The following is a 17529-nucleotide window of genomic DNA, read 5'->3' as shown; positions in this document are numbered from 1 at the left end:
AAATCTCAGTTACTGTTATGTATCAAATTAACTTCTCTTTGATACTCGACCTTTAATATCCTGAAAATCACAGTTATAGTAACTCAGGTAATGAGAATTACAGCGGATCGCTGCACTCACAGGTAAATATCGATAGCCACACAAAAAGTAATAAATATTTATCGATAGTGAATATTCAAGCTCTTGGAGAATTGGTAGTACTTTGATGCCACCCCAACAACTACAACATTGGTTTACCCAGCTAACGGCAAACAGTCCGTTTTTTTTTGCTGTCCTTGATGCTCAACATAATTATTTTATGGTTAATGAGCGTTATTGCGATATTGCTGGTTTAAGTCAAACAGAGCTTGCTGGCATGAATGACCGCCAAACACTGGGCGAACAATTCTACCAACACCTTAAACCGTATTATGAGCGTGCGTTCAATGGCGAAGCGATTGAGGCCGAAGTCACCCTCAACGAAACCGATCTCGATACCAGCCTGCATTTCAGCATATCCCCTCTTACTAACGGCAACAAAACCGACTACATCGTCTTTCACGCCTTCGACACCTCAGAGAACCAAGTGCTTGTCCGTTCTTTAGAAGAATCCGAAGCAAAATTCCACAAGCTATCTCAACTGCTCCCAGACGGGTTACTCCTAGTCGAAAGCGACTACATCTTGTCGTCAAACCCGGCCGCAGCACGATTGCTCGGGTTCAACTCGACCACTGAGTTAATTGGCGAAGAATTAGGTCGCTTATTTATCGATGAACAAACCAAAACAGTCTTCAATAATAGCCTGAGTTCTATTATTTCTGAGTCTGGTTTAGTTTGCTTAACGGGCGCCAGATGTGGTTTTGAACGTAAAGTTCAATTGCATATCGACTCAACTTCCATTCTTGGAAGTAATACGCAACTTGTTCTTATCCAAGACGCGCAAGAGACCGCAAAGCAGTTTACACCGGCTAACAGTGAAGACGCCTACATTGATGCGCTGACGAAGCTTTATAATCGAGTTGGATTTACCAAGCGCCTTGAGCAGTTCATTCAGAATGACACTCCTGTTGTGATGCTCTATTTGGACATTGATAACTTTAAAAATATCAATGACTCACTGGGCCATCACATCGGTGACAAGGTGATTAAAGAGGTCGCTTCTCGCTTAAAACGCCTACTACCTCGACAAGCTGTTATTGGTCACTTAGGTGGAGATGAATTTGGTATCATTCTGCCAGAACCAGAACACCCTCGAACACCAGAGACGCTCTCAGAAAAGATCATCGCGTTGATCAATCAGCCCTTCGATCTTCATCACTTTAGTAAGCGCTTAGCCTGCTCGATTGGCAGCGTGAGCTTCCCTCAAGATGGTACAGACGCACGTATCTTGCTGCAAAATGCAGACACTGCGATGTATGAAGCCAAAGATCGTGGTCGTAACCGCTTGATTAAGTTCAACGAACAGATGAACAAAGAAGCGCGTATGCGCCTATGGCTTGAGATAGAACTACAAAAAGCACTTCAACAGAACGGACTCGAAGTTTGGTATCAACCGAAGGTGAATGCGCGTGACTTCACCATCAATGGCGCTGAAGCTCTGGTACGTTGGAAGCACCCTGTAGAAGGCTATATCAGCCCTGCGGCATTCATCCCAGTAGCAGAACGTGCCGGCCTTATCGAGCAGCTTGGTCGTGTGGTTATGCGTGAGGTATTTGCTACGGTTAAACGCTGGAAGATGCAAGGTATCCTTCCAGGCCGCGTAGCGATCAACCTTTCGCCAGAGCAATTTGGCAACCCAAAACTGATTGATTACGTTGAAAAACTACTGCGTTCTACTGAGTTAGATCCAAGTGCAATTACGTTTGAGCTAACAGAAAGTGCAGTAATGAGTGATAGTGAGCACACACTTCAAATGCTCAATGCTATTAAAAAGCTGGGCTTTGCTCTGTCCATCGATGATTTTGGTACGGGCTACTCTTCTCTGTCTTATTTGGCTCGCTTCCCAATTGATGAGCTTAAAATTGACCGAGCTTTTATCTCTGATATCGATACGCTACCAAAGCAAATCACAGTAATCGAAAACATCATCAACCTTGGCAAATCTCTCGATTTAACAGTGGTTGCAGAAGGTGTCGAAACCAGTGAACAAGCGACGCTACTGTCGAACCTCAACTGTAGCTCCATTCAGGGATTCCATTTCTACCGCCCTCAACCAAAACAAGATGTTGAAGAGCTATTTGCCCAGAATCGCCGTCATAAAAACTAGTTAAGTAATTCGACTCAAACTCCCCTTATAAATCAAACCCACAAAACCAAGCAAAATGGTCACGAGTCAGTACCTCAAACGGAGTAAAAGTAGATTTATCCATCTAAACCTGCCTTACATCAATTCTGTCATTCATAATTCTTCATAAAATGCTCGCCTCAACTTATTTCTACTGGTAGTGAGCAAATGGAACTCTTATGCCCAGCGGGTAACTTACCTGCTTTGAAAACCGCCATTGATTGCGGTGCGGATGCTGTCTATATCGGATTCAAAGACGATACCAATGCCCGACACTTTGCAGGCCTAAACTTTGCGGGTAAAAAGCTCGATCGTGCTGTTCAGTATGTGCATGACCGCAACAAGAAAATTCATGTTGCCTTAAATACTTTTGCTCACCCAAATGGCTTAGAACGCTGGACCAATGCCGTAGACAACGCAGCTGCACTTGGGGTTGATGCCTTGATCATCGCTGATATTGCGGTTCTCGAATACGCAGCAAATAAGTATCCAGATTTAGAACTGCACCTCTCGGTACAAGCTTCTGCAACCAATGCAGCAGCAATCGACTTCTATCACAAAAACTTCAACGTTAAACGTGTGGTATTGCCTCGCGTATTATCGATTCATCAGGTCAAACAGCTTTCTCGTAATATCACTTCTGACGTTGACCTTGAAGTATTCGCTTTTGGTAGTTTGTGCATTATGGCTGAAGGTCGTTGTTACCTCTCTTCATACATGACAGGTGAATCACCCAATACGGTTGGCGCATGCTCTCCAGCAAAATACGTCCGATGGCAAGAAACAGAAACAGGCCTAGAATCGCGCTTGAATGAGATCCTTATCGACAAATATGTAGCCGGTGAAAACGCAGGCTACCCAACACTGTGCAAAGGTCGCTTTGAAGCGAACATTGATGGTGAACGTAAACGCTACCACGCACTTGAAGAGCCAACTAGCCTCAATACGCTGTCAATGTTACCAGAGCTTTTTGCCGCTAATGTAGCCTCAGTTAAGATTGAAGGTCGCCAGCGTAGCCCAGCTTATGTTGAACAAGTAACTAAAACTTGGCGAGCAGCTATCGACCGCTACTTAGCCAATCCAGAACAATACCAGGTGGAACAAGCTTGGAATGCGACACTGGCGAATGTATCGGAAGGTACACAAACTACGCTTGGCGCTTATCACCGTAAATGGCAATAGAGCCACATGGAGAACTCAATGAAATACGCATTAGGCCCTCTGCTTTATTTTTGGTCAAAACAAGACGTTGAAAGTTTCTATGAGCAAGCGAAATCAAGCTCTGCTGATATCATCTATCTAGGTGAATCGGTTTGCTCAAAACGTCGAGAGATGAAAGCCAAGCATTGGATGGATATCGCCAAAGAGCTGTCGGCCTCAGGTAAGCAGGTGGTGTTATCGACCATGGCCTTGCTGGAAGCATCAAGCGAAGTCAACATCATGAAGAAGTACATTGATAACGGCGACTTCGCCATTGAAGCCAATGACGTGTCTGCGATTCAGCTAGCAAGCGAAAGCAAAGTACCGTTTATTGTCGGCCCAGCAGTCAATACCTACAACGCTCGAACTCTAAACCTATTCTTAAAGCAAGGCATGACTCGTTGGTGTATGCCTGTTGAGCTTTCTCGTGATTGGTTAAACAACGTGATGACCCAATGCGAAGAGTTGAACATCCGTAATAAGTTTGAAGTTGAAGTGTTTAGCCACGGCTACCTGCCTCTTGCTTACTCAGCACGCTGCTTTACCGCTCGTGCAGAAAACAAAGCTAAAGACGACTGCGAAACTTGCTGCATCAAGTATCCAACAGGGCTACAAGTAGATAGCCAAGAAGGCCAGTCTGTATTTAACCTTAATGGTATCCAGACACAATCAGGCTACTGCTACAACCTAGTGAATGACTTACCCAACATGCATGACTTAGTTGATGTGGTACGTTTAAGCCCACTCGGTATCGATACTTTCTCTGAGATCAACAACTTCAGAGCCAATGAGCACGGCCAAAAGCCAATGCCAATCGAAAGCCGTCAATGCAACGGTTACTGGCATCAACTCGCAGGCCTAGACGTTAAGAACATCTAGCACAGCGATTAAGCCAACAAATTGCGCATACAAAAAGGTCTAGCATGCGCTAGACCTTTTTAATTCAATTCAAGAAAAATGCCCTACGCTACTGCCGCTTCCAGCGTCGAGGGTTCGAGCTTTTTTACATCTTTATACAACATAACCATCACGACTACACTCAACGCAATATTCGATAGCGGATACGCAATCCATATCCCAGGAACACCATATAACTTAGGCATGATGTACAAGAAAGGTAACTGGATAAGCATGTTACCTATCGTCACAAACATCGCCTTACTGCCCTTATTCACTGCCTGATAATAAGCACCAGCCACAACCAAGAAACCATCTAGAGCCAATGCAAACATATGAAGTCGAATACCCAGTACCGTGTATTCAATCAGTTGTGGTTCATCAGAACTAAACACTGAGACAAACTCTCTCGGGAATAGGTTCAAGAGCAACACAAAAGCGATACCAATCAATACTGAACTCAACATCGCAATCTTTAACAACTTACGAATATTGGCTTGATTACGAGCACCATGATTGTAGCTTACTAATGGCTGCATCCCGTTCGCGATACCTTCAGCTGTGAGGTAATAAACCGTCACGATGTAGCCTAATATAGCGTACGCACCAATCATCAATTGGTTACCATACTGTGCAAATAAAGCATTATGCAGAGCGACCATCATCGAGCCATAGGCATACATAAAGAAGCTTGAAGTACCGATAGCAAAAATTTGAGGAATCACATCGAGCTTCAGCCTTAGTTCACTCCAACGTAAACGAAGGTTTGCTCTACGAGAGAAGAAATACGCTAAGCCTAAACCTGTTACCACAAATTGAGCAATGGCAGTCGCCACTGCTGCGCCCATCAACTCCCAACCAAACAATGCGATAAACAAGTAATCAAGAACGATGTTAATCACCGCACCGACGATCATCAGTATTGTAGCTAAGTTGGGGCTGTCATCGTTCCGCAGCAAAAACGGCATAGCGATAGAGCCTAAGGTAAATACACTCGCTCCAATAAGAATGTGTAGATACTGCAACCCAAGATCAAACACCCTGCCTTCAGCACCCTGCCATAACAGGAAATTATCAGCAAACAAGAACAGCACTATAGAGACAATTGGTGTTATCGCTAACAACAAAGTTAAACCCGTCGCTAAGATTTGCTTAGCACCTTGGGTGTCCTTTTCTCCTTGACGAATAGAGACAAGCGCACCAGTACCAACACCCACAAGCATGCCAATACCCAAGATCGAACCAATCACAGGCCACGCGACATTAATACCCGCAAGTCCATCGGCACCAACATAACGACCAATGAAAATACCATCCACCACTTGGTAGAGGCCATTCACTAACATAGCCGCAACAGTAGGAATTGTGTATCGCCAAAACTGACGACTAATTGAGTTACTCATTTCTTACTCTACTTTCATCTGTGAGCCACCTATCATTAAGATGCGGCTCGAAAATTAGTTAACAAGGCTAACTAAATATCTAAATTGTTTACTTCAAAGCTTTATCTAACAGCTGGTTTAATTGTAAGGATTCCTGCTCAGACAAACGACTTTCTAATATTTGTGCCATTACCTGATAGATCTTACTTTCTTCTTCCAACCCCACTTCTGCCTTATCGGTCAAAATTACCAATTTGGATCTCGCATCTTCTAGAGAAGCTTTACGTTCAACGAGACCTTTTCTTTCTAACCTTTGAACCATGGTAGTCGCTGAAGGCTTAGTCACTTGCATCTCAATGGCAAGGTCGGTCAACCTAATTGGCTCTGGCGCAGCCTGAATGACCTTCAAATAATCATACTCATTGAAGCTCAGCTGGCAGATCGGATCTTCATTAACTTGAGTTCGCCATATCTTAGAAGCAAAGCGTTCAATTTTTTCTAGATTTTGGTCCAGCATAGATTTCCAACCACAGAATTTACATTTAGTTAGCAAGGCTAACTATTTTAGTGTTGTTTAAATAAAAAGCAATCAAAAACGAGCTCCCCGTTTATAAAAAAGGAGCATAAAAAAGGGCCATAAAAAAAACCGCTGACAGGCAGCGGCTTTTCGGAATCAAAATGTATCGCTTTACTTAGCGTTAGCTTCTTCTTCAGCTTCTGCCAATTTAGCGGCCGCTAATTTAGATTGCGCCAAATGTTCGGCTTTAAGCGTAGTGAAGATACGGCTTAACTCTAAGAAAGAGTAACGGTGTTCTACGTATTCATACACGTTAAAAGAAACCGCTAACTTGTACAAAGAGATAGCATTCGCGTAATCACCATTCATGTGGTGACGCTTAGCAAGGTAGAAGTACGTTTCCGTCAGACGTTGAGCAAGAAGCGTGTTATCACGAGTACCGGTTAGGATAGCTTTGAAAGCCTGTTCTTCAGTAATGTCGTCAAGCATGATTGCAACTAACACCCAACCCCATTGCTCATCACGACTCTCATAACGGGTTTGCAAATCAATCTTAGCTTGTTCAGGCGTGAGTTCATGCTGGATGATGTAAAGCCAAAGCGCACGAAATGGATCACTTGGATCATCGGCGTAATGTTTCATCATCTCTTCGTTAGCTAAGTCGTAACGCTCACCATAATAGAGTGCGATAGAGCGATTTCTTTCTGCGTACGAGTTTGCAGGATCAAGCTCTAACGTAGAATCAAAAGATTCATAAGCGGCATCAAACTCCCCTACTTGCGTAAAGTAAACACCCAAAAGGTTGAAGATATTAGGTTGAGCGGGGTTCAATGAAAGAGACTGATTGAAATCAAGACGCGCTAAATCACGTAGGCCAACGCTGTCGTAATAGTTACCGCGCTCGAACAACATTTTAGCTCTAACTTCATCGTTCAAATCTGGACGCTGCAGTAACTGACTAAGGCGTGCAATTTGAACTTCTTGTTGAACGCTTGGTTGCAGTGGCACAGCCATTGGTGGATACACCCAACGTGAGGTGTTATCTGATGTTGTCGCACAACCAGTTAGTACAAGCAGTAAACACATACTCGCGGTTTGAAACCATTTCACAAATAATTACTCCTGTTATGACCGCAATAAAAAAGGGGAGCGATATGCTCCCCTTTATAACATGCTTTTTTACCAATGGGTTAGAAATCACTAAAAAGCGATATTCCCATTAATACACTAAGAATTACTCAGCAGCAGGTGCTTCGCCTTCAACAGGCGTTTCAACTGCTTCTTTCATGCTTAGACGTACACGGCCTTGACGGTCAATTTCAAGAACCTTAACAGGAACTTCTTGACCTTCAGTTAGGTAGTCAGACACTTTCTCAACACGCTTGTCAGCGATTTGAGAGATGTGTACTAGACCATCTTTACCTGGAAGGATAGTAACGAATGCACCGAAGTCAGCTAGACGAGCAACTTTACCTTGGTAGATGCGGCCAACTTCAACTTCAGCTGTGATCTCTTCGATACGACGGATAGCTTCTTTAGCAGCTGCGCCTTCAGTAGCAGCAATCTTGATTGTGCCATCGTCTTCGATTTCAATCGTAGTACCCGTTTCTTCACAAAGAGCACGGATAACTGCGCCGCCTTTACCGATAACATCTTTGATCTTATCAGAGCTGATTTTCATTGTGTGGATACGTGGAGCGAATTCAGAGATATCGTCACGAGCACCAGAGATAGCTTCATCCATTACAGAAAGGATGTGCTTACGTGCACCTTGCGCTTGGTTAAGAGCAATTTGCATGATCTCTTTAGTGATACCTTCGATCTTAATGTCCATTTGAAGTGCAGTGATACCAGCGTTAGTACCTGCTACTTTAAAGTCCATGTCACCTAGGTGATCTTCATCGCCAAGGATGTCAGAAAGAACAACGAAGTCGTCGCCTTCTTTAACAAGACCCATTGCGATACCCGCAACAGAAGCTTTGATTGGAACACCAGCATCCATAAGCGCTAGAGATGTACCACATACAGAAGCCATTGAAGAAGAACCGTTAGATTCAGTGATTTCCGATACAACACGAACTGTGTATGGGAATTCATCAACAGAAGGCATTACTGCTTGGATACCACGTTTAGCAAGCTTACCGTGACCAATTTCACGACGCTTAGGAGAACCAACGAAACCAGTCTCACCTACACAGTATGGAGGGAAGTTGTAGTGTAGAAGGAAGTTGTCTTTCTTCTCACCCATTAGGCTATCGATGATTTGTGCATCACGTTGTGTACCAAGCGTTGCAGTAACAAGTGCTTGAGTTTCACCACGAGTAAATAGAGAAGAACCGTGTGTACGAGGAAGAACACCAGTACGTACGTCTAGCGCACGAATCATGTCTTTTTCACGGCCATCGATACGTGGGTTGCCAGCAATGATGCGGCTACGTACTACGTTTTTCTCTAGAGAACCAAGCATGCCGCGGATTTCGCGCTCATCTAGGTTTTCATCTTGTGCAATTAGAGTTTCAACAACGTCGCTCTTGATTGCGCCAACTTGCTCGTAACGAGCCATTTTCTCAGTGATCTGGTACGCGTCAGATAGACGAGTTTCAGCTTGCTCAGCAACTTTAGCTTTAAGCTCAGTGTTAACTGCAGGTGCTTCCCAGTTCCAAGATGGTGTTGCAACTTCAGCTGCAAACTCGTTGATCGCTTTGATTACAACTTGTTGTTGGTCGTGACCGTAAACAACAGCTGCAAGCATTTCTTCTTCAGATAGGTTATCTGCTTCAGATTCAACCATTAGTACTGCGCCTTCTGTACCAGACACAACTAGGTCTAGTTTAGAACTTTCAAGCTCAGTATTTGATGGGTTAAGAACAAGTTCGCCGTCGATGTGACCAACACGTGCAGCACCGATAGGACCATTGAATGGAGCACCAGAGATAGCAAGAGCAGCAGACGTTGCGATCATAGTGATCATGTCTGGGTTTACGTCAGGGTTGATAGAAACAACCGTAGCGATAACTTGAACTTCGTTTTTAAACGCACTTGGGAAAAGTGGACGAATTGGACGGTCAATCAGACGAGCTGTTAGCGTTTCGCCTTCAGAAGGACGACCTTCACGCTTGAAGAAACCACCTGGGATTTTACCCGCAGCGTATGTACGCTCTTGGTAGTTAACTGTTAGAGGGAAGAAATCTTGACCCGCAACAGCTTCTTTCTTAGCAACAACAGAAACGAATACTGATGTATCGTCCATAGTTGCCATTACAGCAGCAGTAGCTTGACGTGCCATTACGCCCGTTTCTAGAGTAACGGTGTGGTTACCGTACTGGAACGATTTTACAACTGGTTTTTCAAACATTGTATATCCTTAGCTCTAAAGTCATGACTTTAGATTAAGTGAATAATGACTCAAGATATTACCAATCGCGACTAGTAAAAAGGGACTCGGGAATGATGCTTCTTTGTATGAGTTCATACGCCGAATTAAGACCAAATCCGCCTTTGAATAGTCGCGACCTATTGGCCGACATCTGTGACTGTAACGTCTTGAGAGGTTGATTGCCCAGCGTTGAAAACGCATAGGCGGGCGTAGTATAAACTATTTTTATTAGGAGAGATATTTCCTATCAGAAAAAGCCAGATGATATTCTGAGCATCCGGCCAAACATTTTCTTACAGGCACAAAAAAAGGAGCATAAATGCTCCTTTTCTTCAAACTGTCTTTGCAGACATCGCTATTAGCGACGTAGGCCTAGACGCTTGATTAGGTCTTGGTAACGAGTAAGGTTTTTGCCTTTCAAGTAATCAAGAAGCTTACGACGGCTAGAAACCATGCGTAATAGACCACGACGGCTGTGGTGATCGTGTTTGTGTGCTTTGAAGTGACCTTGTAGGTGGTTGATAGAAGCAGTAAGTAGTGCTACTTGTACTTCTGGTGAACCTGTGTCGCCTTCAGATTGTGCGTATTCTGCAACGATTGCTGCTTTAGTTTCTGCATTCAGAGACATAAATCTCTCCTGATAAGAGTAAGTTTATATTTGTAGCAGCCAATCTCTGATTCAGCCGCTACGCGAGCCGAGGATTATAGGGAAGTTTATGAATTGGTGCAATAACAATCGAACACCTTAAAAACTAAAAAAGCGAGCCACTTAATTTAAGAGCCCGCTTTCTGAATTATTTGATCGCTTTCAACACGAACAGCTACTATCTGATTCGACTTAAGCGCTAAGCTTGTGGTTCTTCATCTCTGAAAACAACCAAACGCTTAGGTGCGACACGGCCATCATCAGCGATATGAGCAACACCAACAAACAGCTTTTCTTCACCACTTGTCATGCGAACCGTACCTTCAGTTGGAGCACCAGAAACCTGAACTGGCATACCGTGCTGAACTAGGTCAGTCAGTTCCGCATTCAGATTAACTTCCGGTAGATCTTCCACTGCGGTATCCATTGCCATAAGCAGAGGATCAAGCAACTCTTTAGGCGCAATTTCTTGCTCCTGTGCTTGTTCTAAGATCGCATTTAGTTGCTCTAAAGTGACCATACGCTCGTATGGATACTTTGCAACGCCAGTACGACGAAGCATGGTAACGTGAGCACCACAGCCAAGCATTTCACCAAGATCGTCAGTGATTGTGCGAATGTAGGTACCTTTAGAACAATGTACTTCCATCTCAACTTCATCACCTTCAAAGCGAAGTAGCTCAATAGAATACACGGTGATCTTGCGAGACTCACGAGGAACCTCGATACCTGCACGTGCATATTCATACAAAGGTTTACCTTGATACTTCAATGCAGAGAACATTGATGGAATCTGATCCGTTTCACCTTTGAAGCTTGCAATGCAGCGTTCAAGTTGTTCTTGAGTCACATTAATATCACGCGTTTCAACCACTTCACCATCAGAGTCAGAGGTGTTGGTACGCTCACCAAGCTTCGCGATCACAACGTAGCGCTTATCAGAATCCAATAGAAACTGAGAAAACTTCGTTGCTTCACCAAGACAAATTGGCAGCATGCCAGTCGCAAGAGGATCCAGAGCACCGGTGTGCCCAGCCTTCTCTGCAAAGTAAATACGTTTTACTTTTTGCAGTGCATCATTAGATGAAATGCCCGTAGGCTTATCTAATAAAATTACCCCATTTATAGGGCGACCTTTACGACGGCGAGCCATTACTCTTCGTCCTTAGACTGAGTTTCGTCAGTACGGCCTGCTTCTTCTTGCTTACGCTTGTCGTCGCTTAGTACTTCGCTTACTAGGTTAGACATACGCATGCCTTCTACCAAAGTGTTGTCATAAGTAAAACGAACCTCAGGCGTTAGGCGGTGACGAATACGCTTACCAAGAGCCATACGAACTGGCACTTCATGCTCTTTAAGAGCAGCAAGGCATGATTCAGGCGTTTGCTCACCAATACATAGAAAAGTCACGAACACTTTTGCGTATGCAAGATCACGAGACACTTCTACGTCTGAGATAGTTACCATACCAATACGTGAATCACGAACTTCACGTTGTAGGATGAAAGCAAGCTCTTTTTGAAGCTGCTGAGACACACGTTGTGTGCGGCTAAATTCTTTTGACATTTTCTTTTCTCACTTAGAAAGATGGGGGGCTTGGTAATTACCAGCCCCCCATGGTGTATTCAACAACCGATTACTTATTACCTTTACTAGTAATGTTAGTAACCTTAGTCAATATGTCGAGTCGTACAGACTGGTTAGTCTAGAGTACGTTTGATCTCAACGATTTCGAATACTTCGATCTGGTCACCAACGCGAACGTCGTTGTAGTTCTTAACGCCGATACCACACTCGTAACCATTTTTAACTTCTTGAACGTCATCTTTAAAGCGACGAAGTGACTCTAGTTCACCTTCGTAGATAACAACGTTTTCGCGAAGAACGCGGATTGGGTTGCTACGCTTGATGATACCTTCAGTAACCATACAACCAGCGATTGCGCCAATCTTAGGTGACTTGAACACGTCACGAACTTGAGCAAGACCAATGATCTCTTGACGGAATTCAGGAGCAAGCATACCGCCCATCGCCTGTTTAACTTCGTCAATCAGTTGGTAAATGATTGAGTAGTAACGTAGATCTAGGTTTTCGTTTTGAACCGTGTTACGCGCAGTTGCGTCAGCACGAACGTTGAAACCAAGGATGATAGCGTTAGAAGCAGCTGCAAGTGTTGCATCAGTTTCAGTAATACCACCAACACCAGAACCTACGATGTTCACTTTAACTTCGTCAGTTGACAGTTTCAGTAGAGAGTCAGCAATAGCTTCTACAGAACCTTGAACGTCAGCTTTAAGTACAACGTTAAGCTCAGCAACTTCGCCAGCCGTCATGTTCGCGAACATGTTCTCTAGCTTCGCTTTTTGTTGACGAGCTAGTTTAACATCACGGAATTTACCTTGACGGTAGTTCGCAACTTCACGAGCTTTACGCTCATCACGTACAACCGTTGCTTCGTCACCTGAAGCAGGAACGCCAGAAAGACCTAGAATTTCTACAGGAATAGATGGACCTGCAGTTTCAATGTCTTGACCATTTTCATCGCGCATTGCACGAACACGGCCGTACTCTTGACCACAAAGAACGATATCGCCTTTGTTTAGAGTACCAGACTGTACTAGTACTGTTGCAACTGGACCGCGACCTTTATCAAGACGAGATTCAACAACAACACCAGATGCCATGCCTTCTTTAATCGCTGTAAGCTCAAGAACTTCAGACTGAAGAAGGATAGCTTCTAGAAGACCATCGATGTTTGTACCCTGTTTTGCAGAGATGTGAACGAAGATGTTCTCACCGCCCCATTCTTCAGGGATAACGTCGTATTGAGCTAGCTCATTCTTAACGTTGTCTGGGTTTGCACCCTCTTTATCGATCTTGTTCACAGCAACAATCAGAGGAACACCTGCCGCTTTCGCGTGCTGGATTGCTTCGATTGTTTGTGGCATTACGCCATCGTCTGCTGCAACTACAAGTACAACGATATCTGTCGCTTGAGCACCACGAGCACGCATAGCGGTAAACGCCGCGTGTCCAGGAGTATCAAGGAAAGTGATCATACCGTTGTCAGTATCTACGTGGTAAGCACCAATGTGCTGCGTGATACCGCCAGCTTCGCCAGAAGCAACGTGTGCTTTACGAATGTAGTCAAGTGTTGAAGTTTTACCGTGGTCAACGTGACCCATGATAGTAACAACAGGAGCACGACCTTCAGCAACTGCATCGTTATCACGGTCAGCTAGTACTGCTTCTTCAAGTTCGTTTTCTTTACGTAGGATTACCTTGTGACCCATTTCTTCAGCAACAAGTTGTGCTGTTTCTTGGTCAATCACTTGGTTGATAGTCGCCATAGCGCCCATCTTCATCATTACTTTGATAACTTCAGTTGCTTTAACTGACATTTTGTTAGCCAGTTCAGAAACAACAATAGTCTCACCGATAGCAACGTCAGATTTAGCAACAGTCGCTGACTTATCAAAGCCTTGCTGCATTGAAGTTGGTTTAGCAAGCTTACCTTTACCGCCACGACCACGTTGGTTACGACCACCACGGTTATTGCCAGGTTGAGTTGCTGGAGCAGGTTTCTTCTTGCGACGACGAGGAGCTTTCTCATCTTTTTTATCAGCCGCATCTTCTGCTTCACGAGCGTAAGTAGAAGTAGTCACATGGTAATCCGCAGATTTCTCTTGCTCTTTCTTCTTCTTCTCTTCTTCAGACCAACGTTCTTGGTTCTCTTCTGCTAACTTACGAGCCTCTTCAACAAGCTTAGCTGCTTCAGCTTCTGCTTTACGAGTTGCTTCTTGCTCTTGACGAGCTTTTAGTTCATCCGCTTCTTTTTTCGCTTGTGCGTTAGCGTCTGCATTTTTTGAATTCATGTCTTTTTTAGCCTTTTCAGCTTGTGCGCGTTGAGTCTTCTCTTCAGCATCACGTTTTGCATCCGCTTCACGTGTTACTTTTTCTTCGACTTCGCGCTGTGCTTTCTCTGCAGCATCACGTTTCGCTTGCTCTTCAGCATCGCGTTGTGCATTCTCTTCCGCTTCACGATTAGCTACTTCCTCAGCTTCACGTTTCGCTTCATCTTCAATAGTGCTGCGCTTCACGTACGTACGCTTTTTACGTACCTCTACTTGAACATCCTTACTCTTACCGCCTCCTGCAGCAACACTTAACGTGCTGCGGGTTTTGCGCTGAAGAGTTAAACGAGTCGGTTCTGCTTCACCAGAAGTATCGCCATGCTCCTTTTTAAGGTGCGTTAGCAATGATTGCTTCTCTGAATCAGTAACTTGATCCGAATCTGTTTTCTTCATGCCTGCATCAGCAAGTTGTTCAATTAAGCGGTCAACTGGCGTACCAATCTCTTCACTCAGTGCTTTAACTGTTAATTGTGTCATACCGCTCTCTCTCCTTGCTGAGTTATTCTTCGTCGCCGAACCAACAGATGTTACGCGCAGCCATAATTAGCTCGCCCGCACGCTCTGTAGTTAGGTCTTCAATGCCTTCTAGTTCATCAACGCCTTGGTCAGCTAGGTCTTCCAATGTTGCCACGCCTTTTGCCGCTAGTTTGTAAGCCATTTCACGCTCTAGGCCTTCAAGTGCTAGCAAATCTTCAGCAGGTTCAACACCGTCGAAAGCTTCTTCTTTCGCTAGCGCGAGAGTAGTTAGTGCATCTTTTGCACGGCCACGTAATTCTTCAACGATACCTTCATCTAGACCATCTACTTCAAGTAGTTCGTTTACTGGTACGTAAGCGACTTCTTCTAGCGTAGAGAAACCTTCTTCAACAAGCAGTTGAGCAAAGTCTTCTTCGATGTCTAGGTGCTTCATGAAGTTTTCAATAGAAGCAACTGCTTCTTCTTGGTGTTTCTTCTGAAGGTCAGCAACCGTCATTACGTTTAGTTCCCAACCAGTAAGTTGAGATGCTAGACGTACGTTTTGACCACTACGGCCGATCGCTTGTGCTAGGTTGTCCGCTTCAACAGCGATATCCATAGAGTGTGCGTCTTCATCAACGATGATAGAAGCAACATCAGCAGGAGCCATTGCGTTGATTACGAACTGAGCCGGGTTATCGTCCCAAAGAACGATATCAATACGCTCACCGCCAAGATCGTTAGAAACCGCTTGTACACGTGCACCACGCATACCAACACACGCACCAACTGGGTCAATACGTCTGTCGTTTGTTTTAACAGCGATTTTAGCACGAGAACCCGCGTCACGTGCAGCACCTTTAAGTTCGATTAGCTCTTCGCCAATTTCAGGTACTTCAACACGGAATAGCTCAGCTAGCATTTCAGGCTTAGAACGAGTAACGAAAAGCTGGAAACCACGAGCTTCTGGTTTAACTGCGTATAGAAGGCCACGAACACGGTCACCTGGACGGAAGTTTTCACGAGGAAGTTGATCATCACGAAGGATTACTGCTTCAGCGTTGTTACCTAGGTCTAGAATAACGGTATCACGGTTAACTTTCTTAACTGCGCCAGTGACTAACTCGCCTTCGTTATCAATAAACTGTTCAACGATTTGAGCGCGTTCAGCTTCACGTACTTTTTGTACGATAACTTGCTTAGCCGTTTGAGTCGTAATACGGTCAAACGTTACTGATTCGATATCATCTTCGATGAAACCGCCAAGTTCGATCTCTGGATCATCGTACTTTGCAGCTTCAATAGAGATTTCTTTTGTTGGGAATTCAACTTCCTCAACAGCTTCCCAACGGCGGAAAGTTTCGAAATTACCCGTTTTACGGTCAATCTCAACACGAACTTCAATTTCTAGTTCGCTTTTCTTTTTTGTTGCCGTTGCAAGCGCGATTTCAAGCGCTTCAAAAATACGCTCACGAGGAACTGCTTTCTCATTAGAAACAGCTTCTACTACCGCCAAAATTTCTTTGTTCATTAATCTAGCCTCTTAAGCTCATCTCTCTAGGAGAACTAAAATTTAGGGATCAGGTTAGCTTTCGCAATATTGCTAAGGACGAATTCTTCTTCTTGTCCTTCAACCAATACTTTTACTGTCTCGCCTTCAATAGATTGGATATCACCTTTCCATTTACGACGGTTGCCGACAGCCATTTTCAAAACGATGCTTACCTCGTGACCAATAAATTGTTGGTAATGCTCTGCTTTGAACAGTGGTCTCTCTAAACCTGGTGAAGACACTTCAAGGTGATAAGCCACTGAAATTGGATCTTCAACGTCCATTACGGCACTTACTTGGTGACTAACTTCAGAGCAATCATCTACATTGATACCATTTGGTGAATCGATGTAAATACGTAGCGTTGAGTGCTCACCAGCACGAATAAATTCTAATCCAACTAACTCATAACCTGATGCTGCTACTGGAGCGTCAAGCATTTCAGTAAGTTGTCTTTCTAAACCAGTCATTTAACCACTCCAGAAACAAAAAAAGGGCTCAAAGCCCAATTTAAATTCCAAGCAAACATTATCTAAACGCATTTACAAATGCTTAGATAACAAAAAACCCCGTATAAACCGGGGTTTTTGTTGCTGGACCCTTATATGTTAAGTGCCATCACATTGGATATCACACTTAACTCACAGTGAGGTTCACACTGTGCAAACTTGCTACCAATACAAGCTATATAATAGCATTGAAATTGGTTGCGGGAGCCGGATTTGAACCGACGACCTTCGGGTTATGAGCCCGACGAGCTACCAAACTGCTCCATCCCGCGTCCGACTTGCGAGCATTATACGCCCAACAAGATGTTTTACAAGTTTGTAAACATGGTGCCGAGAGAGGGACTCGAACCCTCACACCCTAAGGCACTAGCACCTCATGCTAGCGTGTCTACCAATTTCACCATCTCGGCATCAAATCTTTACAGATTATTGTGGAATTTCGTCGCCTTGCGCCGGAACTTCACTCACTGCATCATCAGCTTGCTGAATTACCTGACCTTGAGTCGGGTCAATCCATTGTGACTCAGTTTTATGTGTAGACATATTACCAAGCACTAAGCTAAGAATAAAAAATGTAGTTGCAAAAACTGCAGTCATTCGGGTAAGGAAATTTCCTGAGCCACCAGCACCAAACACAGTGTTTGAAGCGCCAGCACCGAAAGAGGCTCCCATATCTGCGCCTTTACCTTGTTGAATCAACACTAGGCCAATTACACCAAGCGCTGCCAACAGGTAAATCACAAGTAGAACTGTAAACATTTTTCCACCTATGTTCCTAATTGTTGAGCCAGCGCCGTTCAAAAAACTATTTTTAAGA

General features: G+C 44.2%; 14 protein-coding genes and 2 tRNA genes. 3 read left to right on the top strand and 13 right to left on the bottom strand.

Annotated elements, in window-relative coordinates; genetic code table 11:
* The first annotated feature begins 205 nt into the window (after positions 1-205).
* The 3 genes from AACW75_RS03320 to AACW75_RS03310 all read left to right on the top strand — a co-directional run bounded on the left by AACW75_RS03320 (position 206) and on the right by AACW75_RS03310 (position 4342).
* Positions 206-2245, top strand: coding sequence for a sensor domain-containing protein (locus AACW75_RS03320; protein ID WP_145572331.1), 2040 nt, complete (start codon positions 206-208; stop codon positions 2243-2245).
* Positions 2246-2431: 186 nt separating this feature from the next.
* Positions 2432-3445 carry a ubiquinone anaerobic biosynthesis protein UbiU gene (gene ubiU / locus AACW75_RS03315; protein WP_145572330.1) on the top strand — a complete coding sequence of 338 codons (1014 nt, stop codon included), beginning with the start codon at positions 2432-2434 and terminating at the stop codon, positions 3443-3445.
* Between the two features lie 18 nt (positions 3446-3463).
* Entirely contained in the window at positions 3464-4342 is an 879-nt protein-coding gene (locus AACW75_RS03310) for a U32 family peptidase (RefSeq protein WP_186437230.1), read from the top strand.
* A gap of 83 nt (positions 4343-4425) precedes the next feature.
* Here AACW75_RS03310 and AACW75_RS03305 read toward each other — a convergent pair whose 3' ends face one another.
* The 13 genes from AACW75_RS03305 to secG all read right to left on the bottom strand — a co-directional run bounded on the left by AACW75_RS03305 (position 4426) and on the right by secG (position 17471).
* Positions 4426-5763 carry an MATE family efflux transporter gene (locus tag AACW75_RS03305; protein ID WP_145572328.1) on the bottom strand — a complete coding sequence of 446 codons (1338 nt, stop codon included), beginning with the start codon at positions 5761-5763 and terminating at the stop codon, positions 4426-4428.
* Between the two features lie 88 nt (positions 5764-5851).
* Positions 5852-6259: a MarR family winged helix-turn-helix transcriptional regulator gene (locus AACW75_RS03300; RefSeq protein WP_145572327.1), complete on the bottom strand. Its 408-nt coding sequence runs from the start codon at positions 6257-6259 to the stop codon at positions 5852-5854.
* Between the two features lie 171 nt (positions 6260-6430).
* Positions 6431-7369, bottom strand: a complete 939-nt coding sequence (gene nlpI / locus AACW75_RS03295; protein ID WP_017072767.1) for a lipoprotein NlpI — start codon at positions 7367-7369, stop codon at positions 6431-6433.
* A gap of 124 nt (positions 7370-7493) precedes the next feature.
* On the bottom strand, positions 7494-9614 hold the full coding sequence (gene pnp / locus AACW75_RS03290; RefSeq protein ID WP_017072768.1) for a polyribonucleotide nucleotidyltransferase: 2121 nt from the start codon (positions 9612-9614) through the stop codon (positions 7494-7496).
* A gap of 379 nt (positions 9615-9993) precedes the next feature.
* A complete protein-coding gene (gene rpsO, locus AACW75_RS03285) occupies positions 9994-10263 on the bottom strand; it encodes a 30S ribosomal protein S15 (protein ID WP_004734493.1) in 270 nt (89 codons plus the stop codon).
* A 217-nt stretch (positions 10264-10480) separates the two neighbouring features.
* Positions 10481-11434, bottom strand: coding sequence for a tRNA pseudouridine(55) synthase TruB (gene truB / locus AACW75_RS03280; RefSeq protein ID WP_145564039.1), 954 nt, complete (start codon positions 11432-11434; stop codon positions 10481-10483).
* Positions 11434-11847, bottom strand: coding sequence for a 30S ribosome-binding factor RbfA (gene rbfA / locus AACW75_RS03275; RefSeq protein WP_017072770.1), 414 nt, complete (start codon positions 11845-11847; stop codon positions 11434-11436). Before rbfA ends, truB begins: the two co-directional genes overlap by 1 nt.
* 134 nt (positions 11848-11981) lie before the next feature.
* Complete coding sequence (infB, locus tag AACW75_RS03270) at positions 11982-14672, bottom strand: translation initiation factor IF-2 (RefSeq protein ID WP_017072771.1); 2691 nt, start codon at positions 14670-14672, stop codon at positions 11982-11984.
* A 22-nt stretch (positions 14673-14694) separates the two neighbouring features.
* Complete coding sequence (gene nusA / locus AACW75_RS03265; protein ID WP_017072772.1) at positions 14695-16182, bottom strand: transcription termination factor NusA; 1488 nt, start codon at positions 16180-16182, stop codon at positions 14695-14697.
* A 35-nt stretch (positions 16183-16217) separates the two neighbouring features.
* Positions 16218-16673 (bottom strand): ribosome maturation factor RimP, encoded by a 456-nt coding sequence (gene rimP / locus AACW75_RS03260; RefSeq protein ID WP_017072773.1) that lies wholly within the window; start codon positions 16671-16673, stop codon positions 16218-16220.
* Positions 16674-16907: 234 nt separating this feature from the next.
* A tRNA-Met gene (locus AACW75_RS03255) sits at positions 16908-16984 on the bottom strand.
* A gap of 53 nt (positions 16985-17037) precedes the next feature.
* Positions 17038-17122: transfer RNA gene (locus tag AACW75_RS03250), tRNA-Leu, on the bottom strand.
* Positions 17123-17138: 16 nt separating this feature from the next.
* A complete protein-coding gene (gene secG / locus AACW75_RS03245) occupies positions 17139-17471 on the bottom strand; it encodes a preprotein translocase subunit SecG (RefSeq protein WP_029224780.1) in 333 nt (110 codons plus the stop codon).
* Between the last annotated feature and the right edge of the window lie 58 nt (positions 17472-17529).

It is taken from the genome of Vibrio sp. L3-7 (assembly GCF_963898195.1).
Classification (GTDB): Bacteria; Pseudomonadota; Gammaproteobacteria; order Enterobacterales; family Vibrionaceae; genus Vibrio; species Vibrio echinoideorum.
This window is presented reverse-complemented; position numbering and strand designations above follow the sequence as displayed.